General features: G+C 66.2%; 19 protein-coding genes. 8 read left to right on the top strand and 11 right to left on the bottom strand.

Translation table 11 applies throughout. The features are described from left to right. Positions 1-31: 31 nt before the first annotated feature. Positions 32-1,711, bottom strand: a complete 1,680-nt coding sequence (locus A9J21_RS28890) for a hypothetical protein (protein WP_066742090.1) — start codon at positions 1,709-1,711, stop codon at positions 32-34. 135 nt (positions 1,712-1,846) lie between these two features. Between A9J21_RS28890 and A9J21_RS28885 the strand changes: the two genes are divergently transcribed. Continuing rightward, positions 1,847-2,671 (top strand): penicillin-binding transpeptidase domain-containing protein, encoded by an 825-nt coding sequence (locus A9J21_RS28885; RefSeq protein WP_082926679.1) that lies wholly within the window; start codon positions 1,847-1,849, stop codon positions 2,669-2,671. Positions 2,672-2,692: 21 nt separating this feature from the next. Here the strand turns inward: A9J21_RS28885 and fliR are convergent, their stop codons facing one another. The 7 genes from fliR to fliL all read right to left on the bottom strand — a co-directional run bounded on the left by fliR (position 2,693) and on the right by fliL (position 7,235). After that, on the bottom strand, positions 2,693-3,478 hold the full coding sequence (gene fliR, locus A9J21_RS28880) for a flagellar biosynthetic protein FliR (RefSeq protein ID WP_066742087.1): 786 nt from the start codon (positions 3,476-3,478) through the stop codon (positions 2,693-2,695). A 30-nt stretch (positions 3,479-3,508) separates the two neighbouring features. Then, positions 3,509-3,778 carry a flagellar biosynthesis protein FliQ gene (gene fliQ / locus A9J21_RS28875; protein ID WP_061958832.1) on the bottom strand — a complete coding sequence of 90 codons (270 nt, stop codon included), beginning with the start codon at positions 3,776-3,778 and terminating at the stop codon, positions 3,509-3,511. Positions 3,779-3,790: 12 nt separating this feature from the next. Next, positions 3,791-4,600, bottom strand: coding sequence for a flagellar type III secretion system pore protein FliP (fliP, locus tag A9J21_RS28870; protein ID WP_066742084.1), 810 nt, complete (start codon positions 4,598-4,600; stop codon positions 3,791-3,793). Then, positions 4,597-5,130 (bottom strand): flagellar biosynthetic protein FliO, encoded by a 534-nt coding sequence (fliO, locus tag A9J21_RS28865; RefSeq protein WP_082926678.1) that lies wholly within the window; start codon positions 5,128-5,130, stop codon positions 4,597-4,599. Before fliO ends, fliP begins: the two co-directional genes overlap by 4 nt. After that, positions 5,127-5,594, bottom strand: coding sequence for a flagellar motor switch protein FliN (gene fliN, locus A9J21_RS28860; RefSeq protein WP_066742077.1), 468 nt, complete (start codon positions 5,592-5,594; stop codon positions 5,127-5,129). The genes fliO and fliN overlap by 4 nt, the downstream gene beginning before the upstream one ends. Next, positions 5,587-6,597: a flagellar motor switch protein FliM gene (fliM, locus tag A9J21_RS28855; protein WP_066742074.1), complete on the bottom strand. Its 1,011-nt coding sequence runs from the start codon at positions 6,595-6,597 to the stop codon at positions 5,587-5,589. The genes fliN and fliM overlap by 8 nt, the downstream gene beginning before the upstream one ends. Positions 6,598-6,746: 149 nt before the next feature. Continuing rightward, complete coding sequence (gene fliL / locus A9J21_RS28850; RefSeq protein WP_066742072.1) at positions 6,747-7,235, bottom strand: flagellar basal body-associated protein FliL; 489 nt, start codon at positions 7,233-7,235, stop codon at positions 6,747-6,749. A gap of 487 nt (positions 7,236-7,722) precedes the next feature. Between fliL and A9J21_RS28845 the strand changes: the two genes are divergently transcribed. Further along, positions 7,723-10,314: a bifunctional aconitate hydratase 2/2-methylisocitrate dehydratase gene (locus tag A9J21_RS28845; protein ID WP_066742070.1), complete on the top strand. Its 2,592-nt coding sequence runs from the start codon at positions 7,723-7,725 to the stop codon at positions 10,312-10,314. A gap of 120 nt (positions 10,315-10,434) precedes the next feature. On the opposite strand, the gene A9J21_RS28840 is transcribed toward A9J21_RS28845, so the two are convergent. Continuing rightward, the gene (locus A9J21_RS28840; RefSeq protein WP_197497590.1) at positions 10,435-11,142 is read right to left on the bottom strand and encodes a Crp/Fnr family transcriptional regulator; all 708 of its coding nucleotides are present in this window, start codon (positions 11,140-11,142) and stop codon (positions 10,435-10,437) included. 100 nt (positions 11,143-11,242) lie between these two features. On the opposite strand from A9J21_RS28840, the gene A9J21_RS28835 reads away from it, so the two are divergent. Genes A9J21_RS28835 through A9J21_RS28810 form a run of 6 tightly spaced genes read left to right on the top strand, consistent with a single transcriptional unit; the run spans position 11,243 to position 17,519 of the window. Next, a complete protein-coding gene (locus A9J21_RS28835) occupies positions 11,243-13,381 on the top strand; it encodes a TonB-dependent receptor (protein WP_197497589.1) in 2,139 nt (712 codons plus the stop codon). Beyond that, positions 13,381-14,475, top strand: a complete 1,095-nt coding sequence (locus tag A9J21_RS28830) for an ABC transporter substrate-binding protein (RefSeq protein WP_066742064.1) — start codon at positions 13,381-13,383, stop codon at positions 14,473-14,475. Before A9J21_RS28835 ends, A9J21_RS28830 begins: the two co-directional genes overlap by 1 nt. Continuing rightward, complete coding sequence (locus A9J21_RS28825; protein ID WP_066742061.1) at positions 14,472-15,497, top strand: iron ABC transporter permease; 1,026 nt, start codon at positions 14,472-14,474, stop codon at positions 15,495-15,497. The genes A9J21_RS28830 and A9J21_RS28825 overlap by 4 nt, the downstream gene beginning before the upstream one ends. Next, on the top strand, positions 15,490-16,269 hold the full coding sequence (locus A9J21_RS28820; RefSeq protein ID WP_066742057.1) for an ABC transporter ATP-binding protein: 780 nt from the start codon (positions 15,490-15,492) through the stop codon (positions 16,267-16,269). Before A9J21_RS28825 ends, A9J21_RS28820 begins: the two co-directional genes overlap by 8 nt. Next, positions 16,266-16,892: a hypothetical protein gene (locus A9J21_RS28815; protein ID WP_066742055.1), complete on the top strand. Its 627-nt coding sequence runs from the start codon at positions 16,266-16,268 to the stop codon at positions 16,890-16,892. The genes A9J21_RS28820 and A9J21_RS28815 overlap by 4 nt, the downstream gene beginning before the upstream one ends. Before the next feature lie 3 nt (positions 16,893-16,895). Beyond that, positions 16,896-17,519: a hypothetical protein gene (locus A9J21_RS28810; RefSeq protein ID WP_066742053.1), complete on the top strand. Its 624-nt coding sequence runs from the start codon at positions 16,896-16,898 to the stop codon at positions 17,517-17,519. 97 nt (positions 17,520-17,616) lie between these two features. On the opposite strand, the gene A9J21_RS28805 is transcribed toward A9J21_RS28810, so the two are convergent. Next, entirely contained in the window at positions 17,617-17,979 is a 363-nt protein-coding gene (locus tag A9J21_RS28805) for a hypothetical protein (protein ID WP_066742050.1), read from the bottom strand. 172 nt (positions 17,980-18,151) lie between these two features. Then, a complete protein-coding gene (locus tag A9J21_RS28800; RefSeq protein ID WP_066742048.1) occupies positions 18,152-18,628 on the bottom strand; it encodes a phasin family protein in 477 nt (158 codons plus the stop codon). Positions 18,629-18,804 lie beyond the last annotated feature (176 nt).

The raw sequence follows: 18,804 nt of genomic DNA, 5'->3' as shown, positions 1-18,804 counted from the left end.
TTCGGATGGCGATACGTGAAGTTCGTGGTGGTCATGTCTGTCTTCGCGGTCGGCGTTGCCACGCGGCGGCCTCGGCGGCGGCGGCCCGCAGTTCGGGCGGGAAGGCGCGGATTTCCGAATGGAAGAAGCCGCGTTCGGCGGCACGCAGTGCGCCGAGTTGCGTTGCCAGCCGCTCCATGGCGTCGTAGGCCTGCGCGGTTGCACCCTGTTCGTGGGTCAGGTACCAGGCGGATTCCAGCAGCAGGTTTGCCAGTTGCAGCGCGTTGTAGGCCACGCGGCCGGTGTCGTGTTCTTCCAGGGCAAAGGCCGCCACGGACGACCAGCGCACAAAGCCCTTGGCCGGCGCAAAAGGGGCGTGAAACGGCCGCAGCGCGTCGATGGCTGCCGCCACGCTCAGCGGCTGGCGGGCGCGGAACGCAGCCAGAGATGCCGGCGGGCCGGCGCTGACGCTGCCGCGCGCCACGCGCAGCAGGAAGATCGTGTTCCACGCCGATCCCCCGCCCACGCCGAACCGGTCGCAGATCCACTCCGACAGGCCCAGCCAGCGCATGGCCTGGCGTTGCACGTCGCCAGGCGCCATGTCGCGCGCCACATCGACCAGCCGGTACAGCCAGAACAACCAAAGCGACCAGCCGATATTGGCCGCCGCGTGTTGCACCGCGTCGACCGAATCGGCCTCGTAGGCGGCCTGCAACGCGCCGGCAAACGCATCGAGTGCCAGGCGCGCGGCCTCCTGGCGCTGCGATGGGCTGGCCTGTGCACCCGCTGGCCGGTCTGGATCGTCCGGCCGCAGCGCGATGCTCTTGTGGACCAGCGCTTCGAGGTTCAGCGTCTCGAAGCGGATGCGCGGGTTATAGCGAACGACGGGACGCAGTTCGGCATCGCCCGACAGGCGCGCCAGTTCGCGTTGCGCCGCATCGAGTTCGCCCCTTGCGTAGTGCTCCCAGCCGCGCACCACATGCGCCATGGCAGCGAACGTGGGCAGCGCTGCATTGACGCCGCCGGCCACCACGATCCGTTCGAAGCGCCGCAGCGCCGCGCGGCTCTTGTCCAGGCGGTCGCTGCGGCGCCAGGCCAGGCTTTCCTTCAGCAGCGACAATGCCTGCTGGAAGTCGTCGGCAGCGGTGCGCTGCGCCGCCCGGAACGACTCCGCCACGCCGTGGTCGAGCACGCCAGCAAAGCCATCCTGCGCGCCGCGCATGGCTTGCGTGAGATGGCGCCAGAAGGCCATGTCCCGCATCACATATTGCAAGCCCTCGCTGCCGGCGTCGGGTGCCGGTGCGGTGTCGCCGGCCGGCACCCGGCCCAGCCACCGCGCCACGCCCGCAGCCCCCAGCGGCTTGCCATGCGCGCTGAAGCGAACCCTGCCCGCCGTGGCGGCCGACATCCAGAACGGCCCGCGGCTGCGGCCGTCGGCGCGCAGCGCGGAAATGCCCATGCCCTTGTCATGGCCCCAGCCCACGGGTATGCCCCACCGCGCGAAATCGCCGAATGCGCGCGACACGATCATGCGCACGTTGGCGGCATCGGCAAATCGGGCGCGCACCGCTGCCGCGCCCAGGTCCTCGTGATCGCGCGAGGCGGCCAGCCAGATGCGCGCCAGCAGCCAGACGGACTGGTAGCGTGCGGCGTGTTCGCCAACCCGGCAGGGGTCGGACAGGTCGACTTGGACGATGGTGCGGGACGATGCGGGGGCGGGCATGGCCGTCATGTTACGCGTGTTACAGCTACGCCGGTTGGAGACTTGCGGGACTGCGCCTATGCTCCGCACCACGATCCGGGCCTGGATTGCCAGCCGTCTGCATGACGACAACCCCGATAACCACAAAACTCATAGCGTGTTGATATGCGAAACAGACTTGCCCGACTTTTCCTGATGCCGCTGCTGCTGGCCTGCGCGGCCACGACCCTGCATGCCGCCGAAGTTCCCATCGATGCCAGGCCGCTGTTCGATGCCGCAGGCGTCGACGGCACGATGGTGGTCTACGACGTGCGCCAGCAGCGCATGCTGACGTACAACCCGAAGCGCGCGGCCACGGCGTACTCGCCGGCGTCGACCTTCAAGATCTTCAATTCGCTGATTGGCCTGGAGACCGGCGCCGTGGCCGATGTCGACAACGACAAGCTGCCATGGGACGGCAAGGTGTGGCTGCAGCATGGCAAGCCGATCCTGCCCGAGGTATGCAACGGCGACGTGGCGTTGCGCGTGGCCCTGAAGAACTCGTGCGTGCCGGCCTACCAGGCGCTGGCGCGCCGCGTAGGCACCGCGCAGTACCGCAAGTACCTGGGCGCCGCCCGTTTCGGCAATGCCGATGTCGACGGGCCGGTGGACCGCTTCTGGCTCAACGGCCACCTGCAGATCACCACGTACCAGCAGGTCGATTTCCTGCGCAACGCCGCCGCGCACAAGGTGCCGCTGATCTCCGAGCACAGCTTCGCGGCGCTTGACGACATCCTGACCATCGAAAGCACGCCGTCCTATACGCTGCGCGCCAAGACTGGCTGGGCCACGGCGGGCAAGGTCGATGTGGGCTGGTGGGTGGGCTGGGTCACGCGCGGCGACGATACCTACGTATTCGCGATGAACCTGGACATGCCGCGTCCAGAAGTGGGTGCGAAGCGTCAGGAAATTGCCCGCGCGGTACTCAGGCAGGTTGGCGCGCTGCCGTGACGCGGTAGCGCGGGCCGGGGATCAGGGTGCGAGCTGGTCGAGTACCTGGGCAGCGGTCTGCAGGCCGGTGTCGACCAGGTGCTGCATGTAGACACCCATCTCCGGCATGCACAGCGACATCACGAGCATGCCGCCAAGCAGGGTCACCGGGAAGCCCACCGCGAAGATCGACAACTGCGGCGAGGCGCGGTTCAGGATACCCATGGCCAGGTTCAGCGTCAGCAGCGCGGCGATCATCGGCAGCGCCAGCAGCGTGCTGGAGGCAAAGACCATCGATCCGGCCCGGGCCACCACGCCCCAGCCGTGGCCGGACAGCGGCACGCCGGCAATCGGCACGCCCTGGAAGCTGTCCACCAGGGCGGCCAGCATCATCAGGTGTCCGTCCAGCGACAGGAACATCAGCGTGGCAACGATATTCAGGAAGCGCGACAGCACCATCGTCTGCCCGCCCGACGAGCGGTCGTAGAACGCCGCGAACGACAGGCCCATCTGCAGGCCGATGACTTCGCCAGCCATCTGCACGGCGGCAAAGATCAGCCGCATCGTGAAGCCCATGGCGACGCCGATGCCCACTTCGTTCATGACGACCAGCAGGCCTTCGTACGAATAGATCGGTGCGGTGGGGATGTTGCCGATCGTGGGCGACACGATGGTCGACAGCGCGGCGGCCAGCAGGATCTTGGCGCGGCGCGGAATGGTCGATTCGCCGAACAGGGGCGCGGTCGCGATCAGCGCCATCAGCCGGAACATCGGCCAGAGGAAGGCGGCGATCCACCCGTACATCTGGTCGGTGGTGACCTCGAACACGGTGCCTGGGTCCTGCGGGGAAGGGAAGGGTCAGTGCGCCAGGGCCGGAATGCCCTGGAACACTTCGCGCATGTAGTCGACGAACGTGTTGATCATCCACGGACCGACCAGCACCATCGTCACGAACAGTGCGACCAGCTTGGGAATGAACGTCAGCGTCATTTCATTGATCTGCGTGGCGGCCTGGAACAGGCTCACCACCAGACCGGCCGCCAGCGCCACCAGCAGCAGCGGGGCGGACAGCATCAGCGTCATCTTCATCGCCTGCGTGGCGATCGTCATGACCATCTCGGGTGTCATCTCGGGCTCCCGTCAATTCATGAAGCTCTGCGCCAGGGACCCCAGCAGCAGTTGCCAGCCATCGACCAGCACGAACAGCATCAGCTTGAACGGCAGCGAAATGGTGGCGGGTGGCACCATCATCATGCCCATCGCCATCAGCACGCTGGCGACGACGAGGTCGATGATCAGGAAAGGAATAAAGATCGTGAAGCCGATCTGGAACGCGGTCTTCAGCTCGCTGGTGACGAAGGCCGGCACCAGCACCGAGAACGGCACATCGTCCGGGCCCTGCATTTCCGGCGTCTTGGCCATCTGGGCGAACAGCGCCAGGTCCTTCTCGCGCGTCTGGCGCAGCATGAAGCCACGCACCGGGACCGCGGCGCGCTGCGCGGCAGTTTCCAGGCTGATGCGGTTTTCGGACAGCGGCTTGTAGGCGTCGGTGTAGACCTTGTCGAGTACCGGCGACATCACGAAGAACGTCAGGAACAGCGACAGGCCCACCAGCACCTGGTTGGGCGGCGACGATGCCGTGCCCAGCGCGCTGCGCAGCAGGCCCAGTACGATGATGATGCGCGTGAAGCCGGTCATCATCAGCATGGCCGCCGGCAGGAACGACAGCGACGTGAGCAGGACCAGCGTCTGGATCGACAGCGACCAGACCTGGCCGCCACCTGCGGCGGCACGGCTGGTCACGCCCGGCAGCGACTGCGCCAGCGCGGCGTCGGGCGCGAGCCACAGCGCCAGCGGCAGCAGGGCCAGCAGGGCGGCCGCCACGCGCGACGGACGCACGAAGGGCTTCACGGGTTGCCGCTGGACAGCGGCGGCACGCGGCGTGTTCATTTCTTGAGGTTTTCCTGCATGGCGCGCATCAGGCGTTCGCCAAAACCGCCCTGCATCGGCGGGGTGGGGGACGAACCGGTGGGCGCGCCGCTGTCCGGCTGGGCCGGAAGCGTATGGAGCGGGCGGATTTCGTTGGGCGAGACACCGAGCACGAGCCAGGTATCGCCCACTTCCACGGTCACGACCTTCTGGCGCGTGCCCAGCGCCAGGCTGTTCACGACCTTGATCGATGCGGTGCCGGCGCCGTGGCGAACCAGGCCCACGCGGCGCGCGACCCAGGCCATGCCCAGGATCAGCGCGATGACCGCGAAGAGGCCAAGGCCCGCCTGGGCCAGGCTGCCGCCGCTGCTGATCGCCGGCGCGTTGCCGGCGAACGAGTGGCTGGCGGTGGCACTGCTGGCGGGGTTGGCCGCCTGGGCAGTGCCGGGCGCGGCATCAGCGGCCTGCGCACCGGTCGCGGCAAGGCCCGGGAGGACCATGCCCGAGGCAATGCGCACGGCAGCTGCTGACCGGCGCGAGGCGGCTGTCATTTGTTGAGCTTCCGGATACGTTCGGACGGCGTGATGATGTCCGTCAGTCGAATGCCGAACTTGTCGTTCACCACCACCACTTCGCCCTGGGCGATCAGGTAGCCGTTCACGAGCACGTCCATCGGTTCGCCGGCCAGGCCGTCGAGTTCCACCACCGAGCCCTGCGCCAGTTGCAGCAGGTTCTTGATGGGTACCTTGGTGCGGCCCAGTTCCACGGTCAGCTGCACGGGGATATCGAGAATCATCCCGATATCGTTGTGGAAGCCGCTCGGTGCGTCCTGTGCCAGGGGCGGGAACACGGTGGAAGCCGCGGGCGTGGCGGTCGGCATGGCCGGGGCTGCCGGCGCCGTGGTGGCGGCCGCTTCGGCAGCGGGCGCAGCCTGTTCGACGCTGGTCTGCTCCGCCAGGGCGCTGGCCCAATCGTCCATCGGATCGACCGGCTTGTCCTGAGTGCCGTCAGTCATGATCGGTTTCCTTGTTGGGATCGCTGTCTTGGTAATTGATCATTCGTTCCACGCGCAGTGCGTACTGGCCGTTCATCGTGCCGAAACCGCACTGCATGACGGGCACGCCGTCGACCTTGCCGAAGATCTTCTCCGGCAGTTCGATCGGCAGCACGTCACCTTCGCGCATGGCCAGTACTTCGGCCACGGTGCTGCGCAGGTGCGTGAATTCGGCCACCAGTTCCACTTCGGCGGCACGCAGCTGGTTGGAAAGCTGGCCGAGCCAGCGCTTGTCCACCTCGACTTCGTCCTGCAGCGGATTCATCAGCAGATCGCGCAGCGGCTCGATCATCGAGAAGGGGATACAGATATGCAGTTGCCCGCCCACGGCGCCCAGTTCGATATGGAACGCGGTGGTGACCACGGCATCGTTCGGGCCGGCCACGTTGGCGAACTTGGTGTGCATCTCCGAGCGGACATAGTCGAACTCGATCGGATGCACGGTACGCCAGGCCTGGCTGTAGCTGTTCAGCGTCAGGTCGAGCATGCGGCGGATGATGCGCTGCTCGGTCTGGGTGAAGTCGCGGCCTTCCACACGGGTGTGGAAGCGGCCGTCGCCGCCGAACAGGTTGTCGACCACCAGGAAGATCAGGTTCGGGTCGTACACGAACAGCGCGGTACCCCGCAGCGGCTTCATGTGAACCAGGTTCAGGTTGGTCGGCACCGGCAGGTTGCGCACGAAGTCGCCGTACTTCTCGATCCTGACCGTGCCTACCGAGATGTCGGCGCCGCGGCGGATAAAGTTGAACAGCGCGGTACGCAGTGCCCGGGCGAAACGCTCGTTGATGATTTCGAGCGTGTGCAGGCGGCCGCGGACGACGCGCTCCTGGTTGGCCAGGTTGTACGGCCGCACGCCGCCTTCTTCGACGACCGGTACGTTGGCCGTGGGCGTATCGGCTTCGCCGGATACGCCTTTCAGTAGTTCGTCTACCTCGTCCTGCGAGAGGAACTTGTCGTAGGCCATCTAGTGTCCTGCCCCGTGAACGGCTGTGAGGATGAAACGGTCCATGTCCGGCTTCAGACGTCGCGCTTTACGCGACGGCAGGAAAGAAGTTCGGCGGGCAGTTTCATATCTATCGGTTTGGCTCAGGGTTCGCGGTGCGGACAGCAGTGTTACTGCACCACGAACGAAGTAAACAAGACATCCAGGATCTTCTGCGGCGGCAGACCCGGGGCAAACGGCTGGCTGATCGCCGCCTGAATGTCCTGGGCCAGCTTGCGCTTGCCTTCCACCGTGGCCAGATCGGCCGGCTGGCGTGCCGAGAGCAGCAGCAGGATGCGGCTGCGTGCCTCCGGCTGGTACTGCGCCAGACGTCCCTGGGTGTCGGCATCCGCCACCTTCAGCGACAGGCCGGTGTGCAGGAAGCGGTCGCCGTCCTCGCTCTTGAGGTTGACGGTGAACGCATCCAGCGGCACGAAGATCGGCGGCGGCACCACCGGGGCAGCCGGTGCAGCCGGCTGATGATTGCTGCTAAGGATGCTGCCCAGGAAAAAGCCGCCAGCAGCCAGCACCACTACCAGCACGCCGCCGCCAATCAGCAGCAGTCGGCCGCGCTTGCTCGAAGTGCCGCCAGTCTGGGAGGGGGAAAGCGTGTTCGCCATGAGATGCCTGTGTCGGAATGCCTGCCATTCTTCCTGAATCGCAGGTAAGCAAAGGGCCGATAAAAAGGGGGAAACCCGCTTAGCTTGGCCGTTTGAGCCAGCGGGCATCGGGCGCAGGGGCGCATTGGCGCGCCATTTGCGCCTGCTACGCTGGTTAACGATAGCGGGGCGCGGAACTTAAGACATACGTGCCGGAGTCATCGTCGATCCTGACGAAAATGTAATCTATGCGCATCTTTTTGCCGGGCGATGCAATACGGCTTTGCTTGGGGCGGGATCAGTCCTAATCTGCAGCTTTGCAACACTCCCTCACCCGCCAGCCCTTGTCACGTCGTATTTCACTCAATTTAACTCTTATATAAGATATAAGACATTTGATCTCTGGCAGACTTCGGATTACAATCACGCGGCCGCTGGCGGTATTGCGCCGCCGGCCCACAAGAGACAAGGCAGTACCCCGTTACAACCCTATTAACAGCAGGTTCCCATGCTTGATACCTATCGCGCCCATGTCGCCGAACGCGCTGCGCTTGGCATTCCTCCTCTGCCGCTGACCGCCAAGCAGACGGCCGAGCTGATCGAACTGATCAAGAACCCGCCGGCGGGTGAAGAGCAGACCCTGGTGGACCTGATTACGTACCGCGTGCCGGCTGGCGTGGACGACGCTGCCAAGGTCAAGGCTTCGTACCTGGCCGCCGTGGCCCTGGGTTCGGAAAAGACCGCACTGATCTCGCGCGCCCGCGCCACCGAACTGCTCGGCACGATGCTGGGCGGCTACAACATCTCGCCGCTGATCGAACTGCTGGACGATGCCGAAGTGGGCACCGTGGCCGGCGACGCGCTGAAGAAGACGCTGCTGATGTTCGACGCCTTCCACGATGTGAAGGAAAAGGCCGACAAGGGCAACGCCAACGCCAAGGCTGTGCTGCAGAGCTGGGCCGACGCCGAGTGGTTCACGAGCCGCCCGGAACTGCCGCAATCGCTGACGATCACCGTTTTCAAGGTGCCGGGCGAGACCAACACCGACGACCTGTCGCCGGCCCCCGACGCCACCACGCGCCCGGACATCCCGATGCACGCGCTGGCCATGCTGAAGAACAAGCGCGAAGGCGCGGCGTTCCAGCCGGAAGAAGACGGCAAGCGCGGCCCGGTGGCATTCATCGAATCGCTGAAAGAGAAGGGCAACCTGGTGGCCTACGTCGGTGACGTGGTCGGTACGGGTTCGAGCCGCAAGTCGGCCACCAACTCGGTGCTGTGGTTCACGGGCGAAGACATTCCCTTCGTGCCGAACAAGCGCTTTGGCGGCGTGTGCCTGGGCAGCAAGATCGCCCCGATCTTCTACAACACGATGGAAGACGCCGGCGCCCTGCCGATCGAACTCGACGTGTCGCAGATGGAAATGGGCGATGTCGTGGAACTGCGCCCGTATGAAGGCAAGGCCCTGAAGAACGGCGCCGTGATCGCCGAATTCAAGGTCAAGTCGGACGTGCTGTTCGACGAAGTGCGCGCCGGTGGCCGTATTCCGCTGATCATCGGCCGTGGCCTGACCGCCAAGGCCCGCGAAGCACTGGGCCTGGCCCCGTCGACGCTGTTCCGCCTGCCGCAGAACCCGGTCGACACCGGCAAGGGTTTCACGCTGGCCCAGAAGATGGTTGGCCGCGCCTGCGGCCTGGCCGAAGGCAAGGGCATCCGCCCGGGTACGTACTGCGAACCGAAGATGACCTCGGTGGGCTCGCAGGACACCACCGGCCCGATGACGCGCGACGAGCTGAAGGACCTGGCCTGCCTGGGCTTCTCGGCCGACCTGGTGATGCAGTCCTTCTGCCACACCGCCGCGTATCCGAAGCCGGTTGACGTGAAGACGCACCACACGCTGCCGCAGTTCATCAGCACCCGTGGCGGCATCTCGCTGCGTCCGGGCGACGGCGTGATCCACTCGTGGCTGAACCGCATGCTGCTGCCCGACACCGTGGGCACCGGCGGCGATTCGCACACCCGCTTCCCGATCGGCATCAGCTTCCCGGCCGGTTCGGGCCTGGTCGCCTTTGCCGCCGCTACCGGCGTGATGCCGCTGGACATGCCGGAATCGGTGCTGGTCCGCTTCAAGGGCAAGATGCAGCCCGGCGTGACGCTGCGCGACCTGGTCAACGCCATTCCGCTGTACGCGATCAAGCAAGGCCTGCTGACCGTGGCCAAGCAAGGCAAGCAGAACATCTTCTCGGGCCGTATCCTCGAAATCGAAGGCCTGCCCGACCTGAAGGTTGAACAGGCATTCGAACTGTCGGACGCCTCGGCAGAACGTTCGGCCGCCGGTTGCTCGGTGCACCTGAACAAGGAACCGATCATCGAATACATCAACAGCAACATCACGCTGCTGAAGTGGATGATCGCCGAGGGCTACCAGGACCCGCGCAGCCTGCAGCGCCGTATCAAGGCCATGGAAGCATGGCTGGCCGATCCGAAGCTGCTGGCACCGGATGCCGACGCCGAGTACGCCGCCGTGATCGAGATCGACCTGGCCGACGTGCATGAGCCGATCGTGGCCTGCCCGAACGATCCGGACGACGTGAAGACGCTGTCGGACGTGGCTGGCGCCAAGATCGACGAAGTGTTCATCGGTTCGTGCATGACCAACATCGGTCACTTCCGTGCCGCGTCGAAGCTGCTGGAAGGCAAGCGCGACATCCCCGTGAAGCTGTGGGTCGCCCCGCCGACCAAGATGGATCAGAAGCAGCTGACCGAGGAAGGCCACTACGGCGTGTTCGGCACTGCCGGTGCACGTACCGAAATGCCGGGCTGCTCGCTGTGCATGGGTAACCAGGCACAGGTGCGCGAAGGCGCCACGGTGATGTCCACGTCGACGCGTAACTTCCCGAACCGTCTGGGCAAGAACACCAACGTGTACCTGGGTTCGGCCGAACTGGCCGCCATCTGCTCGCGCCTTGGCCGTATCCCGAACAAGGAAGAGTACATGGCCGACATGGGCGTGCTCACCGCCAACGGCGACAAGATCTACAAGTACATGAACTTCGACCAGATCGAAGACTTCAAGGACGTGGCCGACACGGTGTCGATGTAAGCGTCAGCGTTCCCCCGCGGCCACAACGCGCGGGGAACAGACCGAAGGCCGATGAACCCCGCAGGCGTGCAAGCGCCCGCGGGGTTTTTTCTTTTGCGCGTCGCGCGCCGCGGCTCGCCGTCACCGGTCGCGCGTGCCGTGTGCCAGCGCTTCCAGCGCCGCGCGGGCCACGACATGCCAGTGCCGGCCCTTCCCGGCAAGGTAGCCCAGCCGTTGCCATTCGGACAGCAGCCGGTTCAGCGTCTCGGCGCGCACGCCCAGCCTGGCCGCCAGTTGCCGCTGGCTCACCGGCAGCTCCACATGCGGCCCGTCCACCGTGCCGAGCCGCAGCAGATAGGCGGCCAGGCGCTGCTGGGCGGTGGTGCTGGCCAGGGTATCGACATCGTCGATGCGCAGCGTCACCGTCTGGGCGGCCAGTTGCAGCATACCCATGGCGAGGGCCGGGTAATCCAGGCACGCCCGATGGAGGGCTGCCCGCGTGATCCGGCATAGCGTGCTGTCCACGGCCGCGCGGGCTTCCACGGGATACCGGGGCTGTTGCAGGAACATCACGATGGCCGCCAGCAACTGGCCCGCCTGCACGTGGTGAATGATCCGGTCTTCTCCGTCGATGCCCATGCGCAGCGTGTCGACGCGTCCCTGCACCACCACGTACCAGTAGTCGGCCGGCTGGTCCTGCCGGAACACGTACTCCCCTTTTTGCAGATGGCGGATCGATGCCCGCGCCAGCAGGTGCTCGCTCACGGCGTGCGGATGCAGCACCGGATGGGTGGACAACATCGCCCGTGCTTCGGCCATCCCCGCGCTGGCTGTCTTGACATTTCTCATTGGTGATTCGACCCCACTCACGAATAATTCGCAAATGATAATCATTTGCAATAGATAGATCACCCTCGCAAGCGGGTGATCCTTGATCGGGGAAAACATCGTGGTTCGTAAATTTGCGTCCTGCCGGCGAATCTGGCTGATTGGCTCGACGGGTGGGGTCTTGGCGCTGGGGTGGCCGTGCCTGGGGGTGGCATCGGTGGCCGGGCAGGTCCATGAGCTGGAAAGTGTGACAGTCAGCGCCACGCGCACGGCCAGTACCGTTGAGGAAACGCCGCGCGCGGTCACCGTCATCACCGGCGAACAGGTGCGCGAGCGCGTGGGCAGCGGCGGCATCCAGGGGCTGCTGGCGGACGTGCCGGGCATCGCATTCGCGCGTACCGGCGGGTTGGGCGGACAGATCGTGATGCGCGGCTTCAACTCCAATTCCGGCCGCTCGATCATGGCTATCGACGGTGACCGCTATCGCGGCCGCACCACGCTCGAATACAACATGATCGATCCCAACGCGATCGAGCGTATCGAGGTGATCCGCGGGCCGGCGTCAGCGCTGTATGGCTCCGACGCCCTGAACGGGGTGGTCAACGTCGTGACGCGGCGCGCCAGGGTGGACCCCGACCAGCCCTTCACGCTGCAGCCAAAGCTGCGCGCGCTGGAATGGAACAGCGTGAACAACATGGTGGGGGGGCGCGTCGAACTGCTGGGCGGCGGCAACGGCTTCGACGTGATGTTCGGTATCAACCACCGCGACGCCGGTGACTATGCCACGCCGATCGGCGATGCCCTCAACAGCGGTTTCAGCTCGACGGGCGCGGACCTTGCCGTGGGATTCCGGCCCAACGCCGATTCGCGCTGGGAGCTGTCGGGGCGCTATGCACGCGTGGTCAGCAAGCGGGCCGGCGGACTGGGTGCGGCCCCCGGCGAGCCGTGGCTCAGCGTGCGCGAGGACCCGATCATCGAGCGCAACGTGCGCGTGGCCTATCAGGGCCGCAACTTCGGCGCCGTGGCCGACAGCGTGGATGCCAGTCTCTACGTGCGCGATTTCGATACCGATATCTACCAGCGCAACAGCACTTCGCCGGCGGTCACCGCCTACAACCACATCAAGGTCTACACGCCCACTGTGTGGGGTGGCCATCTGACCGCCATGAAGCAGCTGGGCGAGCATTCCCTCAGTTTTGGTGGCGATTTCTTCAACGAGAGCTTCGATGGCCGCGTGAACAGCGTGCAGCGGTACCGAAACAGCACCGGCGCGCTGGTGGCGGACACCGGATGGCGCCAGATGGAGCGCAGCGCCGACCAGACCAACGTGGGGCTGTTCGTCAATGACAACTGGCATATCAGCGAAAAATGGACGCTTTCCGGCTCGCTGCGCGGTGACATCGTAGATATCCGAATTGGCGACAGCTATGCAGGCGAAGCCGCCAGGCTGACCCAGGCCTACGCCGACAAGACCCACCCACGCCACTATGCCGTGACCGGTGGCATCGGGGCGATCTACGAGTTCGTGCCCAACTGGCAGCTGGTGGGCAACCTGAGCCGGGGCTTCCGCGCACCGTCCGGCATGAACCTGACGATCTCCAGCATCGCCGGCACCCAGCCCACGCTGCCGTCGCCGGACCTGAAGCCCGAGACCAACCTGACAGCCGAAGTGGGCGTGCGCTGGTTCGGCGAACGCGGATGGACGCGGCTGACCGCGTACCAGAGCAAGTACACGGACCTGATCACGCTGCAACGGATCGGCGCCAACCTGTACCAACGCCAGAACATTGGCAAGGCCACCATCAAGGGTGTCGAGGTCGAGGGACGCACGCAGGTCACCCCGCGCTGGAGCGTGGGCGCGTCGGCAGCCTATACCCATGCCCGCAACGACGTGAACGGCCAGCCGCTGCCGTACGTCGCGCCGCTCACCGCCAACGCGTCGCTGCGCTACGAGGGGGCTGGATGGTATGGCGAGAGCGTGGTGCGCGCATTCAAGGCCAAGAGCCAGATCGATGCGACGCAGGAGCGCCGGACGGCCGGTTACGCCATGGTCGACCTGTTCTTCGGGCTCGATGTGAACCGCGTGCTCGGCGATGGATGGCGCGACTGGAAGTTGCTGGCAGGCGTGGAAAACGTGTTCAACCAGGTGGGGCGCAATCCCACGGTGACGGAAAACCTTTCCTATCCGAACACGCTGGTGGGCAATCCGCTGGTGGAGCCCGGCAGGGCCGTGGTGCTCAAGCTGACGGCGGTGTACTGATGCGCGGCCTGACATCCGGATGGCCGGCCCTGCTGCTGGCGCCCCTTTTCCTGTTGTCGACGGCGCCAGCCGTCAGTGCGACCGAGGTCGAGGACCAGACCGGACGCCGCGTTGCCATCCCGGCCCGCGTGGAGCGCGTGGCGGCGATCCCGATTCCGATCGCCTCGATGGTCATGGCGGTGGATGGCGGTGCCAGCCGGCTGGTGGGTATGCACGCGGCCAGTCGGGCCGACTTCGAACTGGGCATGCTCGGACGCATGTTTCCCGACGCGGCGCGCATGCCGGCCCAGATCGCCGGGGAGGGGTTCGTGCCCAACGTCGAGGCGCTGGCGGCCGCAAAGGCAGACCTGGTGTTCCAGTGGGGCGATCGTGGCGACGACATTGTTCGCCCGATCCGTGACATCGGCCTGCCGGTGATCACGCTGCGCTACGGCGACAGCAGCGTGGCCGCCGGCTGGCTGCGGCTGGTTGGCGCGGGCCTGGGCAAGGCCGAGCGGGGCGAAAGCCTGGCGCGCTGGTTCGAGACCACCCGCGAGGCCATCGCCAAACGTGCTGCCGCGATGCCGGCGGCGGAGCGCCCGCGCGTGCTCTACCTGCAACGGGCGCGGTCTGGCCTGCGCGCGGCCGGCAAGGGCACCAGCATGGACGGCGATATCCGCCTGGCAGGCGGCGTCAATGTTGCGGCCGGTGTCGCGGGCTTTGCCCAGGTGGATGTCGAGCAGTTGCTGGCGTGGGACCCGCAGATCGTGCTGCTCAACAACTTCGAGCCGGGGCTGGCACCGGCCGACCTGTACGCCGACGTGCGGCTTCGTGGCCTGGCGGCAGTGCGCGAGCGCCGCATCTACAGCTATCCGCACGGCGGATTTCGATGGGACCCGCCCAGCCAGGAAACCCCGTTGACGCTGGACTGGCTGTTCAGCCTGTTCCATCCGCAACGGGCCGAGCCGGGCGTGCGGCCACGTATCGCCGAGGCCTACCGCATGCTCTACGACTATCGCCTGAGCGAGCGCGATACCGACGACCTGCTGAAGCTGGATGCCAACGGCGCCAGTGCGCACTACCGGGTGCTGTTCGGGGCGGGAGGGAAGCCATGACGCCGACCCGTCCGCTTGCCACTGTGCTGCTGCTGGCGGCACTGCCACTCATCGCCTTGTTTGCGTTGGCTGCGGGCCGCTACGCGATCGATCCCGGCACGGTGCTGCGCATTCTGTCGGCCCCGCTGCTGGGCCAGGGCGACTGGAGCCCGATGCAGGAGAGCGTGGTGCAAGGCGTGCGCCTGCCGCGCGTGCTGCTGGCGGCGCTGGTGGGTGCCGGGCTGGCCGGTGCCGGTGCGGCGCTTCAGGCGCTGTTCCGCAATCCGCTGGCCGAGCCGCAACTGCTGGGCGTGTCGTCGGGCGCGGCGTTTGGCGGCGTGCTGGCGTTGCTGATTGTCGGCGACGGCTGGCCGCTGGTTGCCAGCGCGCTGCTGTGGGGCATGTTGTCGCTGTTCGCGGTGTACTGGCTCGCGGGCGCACGCCATGGGCAGGCAGCGCACGGCGGTGGCACGGTGCTGCTGGTACTGGCGGGCATTGTGGTCAATGCGGTGTTTGCCTCCGGCGTGTCGCTGATCAAGCTGATGGCCGATCCGCAGAACCAGCTGCCGGCCATCATCTTCTGGCTGATGGGCAGCCTTGCGGCCGCCGACTATCCACGGCTGCTGCTGGCGTTGCCATGTATCGGACTGGGCCTGTTGCTGCTGTATGGACTGCGCTTTCATCTGATGGCGCTGGCGGTTGGCGAGGCCGATGCGCGCAGCCTGGGCGTGCCGGTGGCGCGCGTGCGGGTGCTGGCGCTGCTGGCGGTTGGCGTCATCACGGCGTCCAGCGTGGCCGTATGTGGCGTGGTGGGCTGGGTTGGGCTGGTGGTGCCGCACCTGGTGCGCATGAGCTGCGGCGGCGACCACCGGCGCTTCCTGCTCCATACCGTGCTGGCCGGTGCGGGTTACCTGATTCTTGTCGACACGCTGGCGCGCACGCTTACGCAGATGGAAATTCCGCTGGGGGCATTGACTGCCCTGCTGGGGGCACCGGTGTTTGCCCTCCTGATCCGCAGGCTCGGAGGCGCCGCCAATGGCTGACATCGTTTTGCAGGGCGATGGCATCGGCCATTGCTATGGCGCGCACACCGTGCTGCGTGACGTGCGCCTGCAGCTGCCCCGCGGCGCGCTGTGCGCGTTGATGGGCGCCAATGGGGCGGGCAAGTCGACGCTGCTGAAGATCCTTGCCGGCCAGCTGGCGCCGTCCGTCGGACAGGTTGGGCGGGTGGGCCGCATGGGTTTCGTGCCGCAGGAAGTGCATCCGGCCTTGCCCATGAGCGTGCTGGAGATGGTGCTGCTGGGCCGCGCCGGTGGCGTTTCGCTGCTGCGGGCACCGGGCCGTGCCGACTATGCCGCCGCCCGCGACGCGCTTGCGCGGGTAGAGGCCACGCATCTGGCAGGGCGCACCTTTCTCTCGCTGTCGGGCGGCGAGCGCCAGTTGATCGTACTGGCGCGCGCGCTGGCGGCCAATGCGGATGTGCTGCTGCTGGACGAGCCCTGCGCGGCCATGGACTGGCACAACCAGGCGCTGACGCTGCAACTGCTGGCCGAACTCGCCGCCGACGGCATGACGGTCGTGTTCAGCACGCATGCGCCCCAGCATGCGCTGGAGTTCGCCAGCCATGCGTCGCTGCTGTTCGCCGATGGCACGCACGCCTTCGGGCCGCCCGACCAGATCATGGACGAGGCCGCCTTGTCACGCCTGTACCGCGTGCCGGTGCGCCGCGTGCGGCTGAAAGGACTTCCCGACGCTGGCACGGCTGTGCCGGTATTTTCAAAACCGCTGATGGAGATTCAGGAATCATCGCTATGAACAATGTCCTGCACGTCCGTGCCATCTCTCATGAGCTGCCGGCGTTCACCGCGCTGCTGCAGGCGCGCGGCATGGTGTCCCGCTCGCTGCGCAACCTTTGCGACGCCGACTTCCTGGGCCGGCGAGCCATCCTGATCGAAGCGCATATCGATCAACGCACGTTGATGGACCACCGCGCCGTGCTGCGCACGCATCTGGACGCTGGCGGCACGCTGGTGTTCAACGGTCATCTGGTCTATCCGATCTTTGACGAACTGGCGCCCTATCGCGTGGCGGCGGGGCGCAGCGTCAAGGACCTGATCGTCGAGCGGGTGCATGCGCATCCGGTGTTCGACGGGGTGTCTTGCGACGACCTGAGTTTCCGGCGCGCCGTGGCCGGCTTCTATGGCCGGGGCGCCAATCCGGCGCCGCCGGGTGCCGTGGTACTGCATCGCCTGCAAGAGGACGGCTCGCCCCTGGACTGGGTGTGGCAGCGGCCCGCGGGCGGCCAGATCCTGATGCATGGCGGCAACACCTGCTGGATGTATCTCGACGATGCGAGCAGCGCGGCGCGCATTGGCCCGCAGCTGTTGGACTGGATCGAAGCCGGCGCGCCAGCGCTGCCCGGCAATCAAGGGGAGTAGCGCATGCGTATCGCTTTCGTGGACGGTGGCACTTATTACCATCACGCAACCTTCAACGACCCGGCGCTGCGCCGGTATTTCGATGACAACATCCATGCGCCGGCGCTGGCGCGCGCAGACCTGGCACAGGTCGATTGCCTTTACGTTGCCAGCCGGCAGAACCCGGTAGACCTGATTGCCGCACGCGATGCCATTGCAGACTTTCTGGCGGCGGGCAAGCTCGTCGTGGCCCTCGGCGAAAGCCGGGCCGATCTCTGGCTGGACGACGTGCAGTGGCGCCCGGGGGAAGTCAATTTCTGGTGGTGGCGCGAACCGGGTGCCGACTCAGGCCTGCGCGTGGGCGACGCGGGTCACGGCCTGTTCGAACGGATCAGCCTGACCGATGCCACCTGGCACCGGCATGGCGATCTGGTGACGCCGCCGGGCGCGGTGTCGGTGGTGAATACCGTCGACGGGCAGTCAGTGCTCTATGACGACGCGGCTAGTGGTCCCGGCCGGCGGATCGTTACCACGCTCGATCCTTGCTATCACCACGGCAGCTATTTCATGCCCGCCGCGTCGCGCTTCCTGCATGGCTTTCTGCCCTGGCTGAAGGACGGTGCACCGGCGCGCGCGGCGTCGGACTGACGCGACTGAAGGGACCGAAGGGACCGACGAGCAGACAACAAAACGCCCGGCGCAGCCTTGCGGCCGTGCCGGGCGGATCGAACCCGCGGGTTCGACGTTACTTCGACTTCGCGCCGTCGGTATAAGGATCGGGCTTGCTGGTCTTGGCGCCGTCGGTGTACGGATCGGGTTTGCCTACGCGTGCGCCATCGGTATAGGGGTTGTACTTGTCCGACTTGGCGCCGTCGGTGTACGGATCGGCCTTGGCCGATGGTGCCAGGTCAGTGCGGGTCGACTTGTTCGCGCCATCGGTATAGGGATCGAACTTGCCGGCCTTGGCGCCGTCGGTGTACGGATCGGCCTTGCCGGCCTTTGCTCCCTGCGAATAGGGATCGAACTGCTTGTTCTGCGCGTGCGCCAGCGGTGCCATGGCAATGGCTGCCGCCGCGACGATCAGGCTGGAAATTACTGTCTTGCTCATGGGAGCCTCGCCAGATTGGGGCGCGATTCAGGGGCCCGCCCGAGTGCGCCCATCAAGCCATCGGGCAGGCGGCATGACGCAAGCCTGGGTTTGCTGTCTCTGCAAGGATAGTCCCTGACGCTGAAACGTGCCGGCACACGGTATGCCGGTGCCGGCACGTTTGCCGGAGGTGCTAGTGGGACTTTTCCTTGCGCTCGCGCGACGTCTCGCGCACATGAACGGCCGGCACGTCGACCACATCGCCATCGGGCGTGGCGACTGCCGTCACGTCGGGCATCACGGGCATCGCCGGCAGCAGCACGGGGATGCCGAGCCAGTGGCCCCAGGCGTCCGCCCAGGCACGCTGGGTGGCCGCGCCAAGCTCCAGCATGGCGTTCATGTAGTGCATCGGAATCGACATCATCGGCATCTGGTTGGTCCACTGCCGCGCATACAGCTCCTCGGGGTCTTGGGGCAGGAAGCACGATGCCCAGTCGAACTGGGTTTCCTCGACGATCGATCGCGAGAAGTCGGCATTCAGGCCCATCATCTTCTGCCAGTTCTCAAGCAGCTTGGTGTCGAACGTGGCAAACGGCTGGAAGGCCGCCGGCGGAAACGCGAACGGCTGGAATGGCCACATGGCCCAGGGAGTCGTGGATTGGCTTTGCATGCTGGAAGGCTCCAGGTTGTAAACCAGTAAGAAAAGTGCAGTGCGATAGGTGATGCAAGCGTGCTGCAAGCGCGGGATGTGCCAGTCGATTGAACGGGTGACTGGGCGGGGTGCTGCCGGCTTCTCGTGCAGGCACCACGGCATCCCCTGGGGGCGACCACCACATCGTCATCCAT

It is taken from the genome of Cupriavidus sp. D384, assembly GCF_001652915.1.
GTDB lineage: Bacteria > Pseudomonadota > Gammaproteobacteria > Burkholderiales > Burkholderiaceae > Cupriavidus.
Note: the sequence above shows the minus strand (reverse complement) of the source record. Positions and strands in the feature narration are given on the sequence as shown.

Coding starts and splice junctions, on each gene's coding strand:
- fliQ (WP_061958832.1), bottom strand. CDS start 3,778: ATGACACCCGAGATGGTCATGACGATCGCCACGCAGGCGATGAAGATG.
- A9J21_RS28885 (WP_082926679.1), top strand. CDS start 1,847: ATGCGAAACAGACTTGCCCGACTTTTCCTGATGCCGCTGCTGCTGGCC.
- A9J21_RS28805 (WP_066742050.1), bottom strand. CDS start 17,979: ATGAGCAAGACAGTAATTTCCAGCCTGATCGTCGCGGCGGCAGCCATT.
- A9J21_RS28840 (WP_197497590.1), bottom strand. CDS start 11,142: ATGAGAAATGTCAAGACAGCCAGCGCGGGGATGGCCGAAGCACGGGCG.
- fliP (WP_066742084.1), bottom strand. CDS start 4,600: ATGAACACGCCGCGTGCCGCCGCTGTCCAGCGGCAACCCGTGAAGCCC.
- fliL (WP_066742072.1), bottom strand. CDS start 7,235: ATGGCGAACACGCTTTCCCCCTCCCAGACTGGCGGCACTTCGAGCAAG.
- A9J21_RS28800 (WP_066742048.1), bottom strand. CDS start 18,628: ATGCAAAGCCAATCCACGACTCCCTGGGCCATGTGGCCATTCCAGCCG.
- A9J21_RS28815 (WP_066742055.1), top strand. CDS start 16,266: ATGAACAATGTCCTGCACGTCCGTGCCATCTCTCATGAGCTGCCGGCG.
- A9J21_RS28845 (WP_066742070.1), top strand. CDS start 7,723: ATGCTTGATACCTATCGCGCCCATGTCGCCGAACGCGCTGCGCTTGGC.
- A9J21_RS28890 (WP_066742090.1), bottom strand. CDS start 1,711: ATGACGGCCATGCCCGCCCCCGCATCGTCCCGCACCATCGTCCAAGTC.
- A9J21_RS28820 (WP_066742057.1), top strand. CDS start 15,490: ATGGCTGACATCGTTTTGCAGGGCGATGGCATCGGCCATTGCTATGGC.
- fliM (WP_066742074.1), bottom strand. CDS start 6,597: ATGGCCTACGACAAGTTCCTCTCGCAGGACGAGGTAGACGAACTACTG.
- A9J21_RS28830 (WP_066742064.1), top strand. CDS start 13,381: ATGCGCGGCCTGACATCCGGATGGCCGGCCCTGCTGCTGGCGCCCCTT.
- fliN (WP_066742077.1), bottom strand. CDS start 5,594: ATGACTGACGGCACTCAGGACAAGCCGGTCGATCCGATGGACGATTGG.
- fliO (WP_082926678.1), bottom strand. CDS start 5,130: ATGACAGCCGCCTCGCGCCGGTCAGCAGCTGCCGTGCGCATTGCCTCG.
- A9J21_RS28810 (WP_066742053.1), top strand. CDS start 16,896: ATGCGTATCGCTTTCGTGGACGGTGGCACTTATTACCATCACGCAACC.
- A9J21_RS28825 (WP_066742061.1), top strand. CDS start 14,472: ATGACGCCGACCCGTCCGCTTGCCACTGTGCTGCTGCTGGCGGCACTG.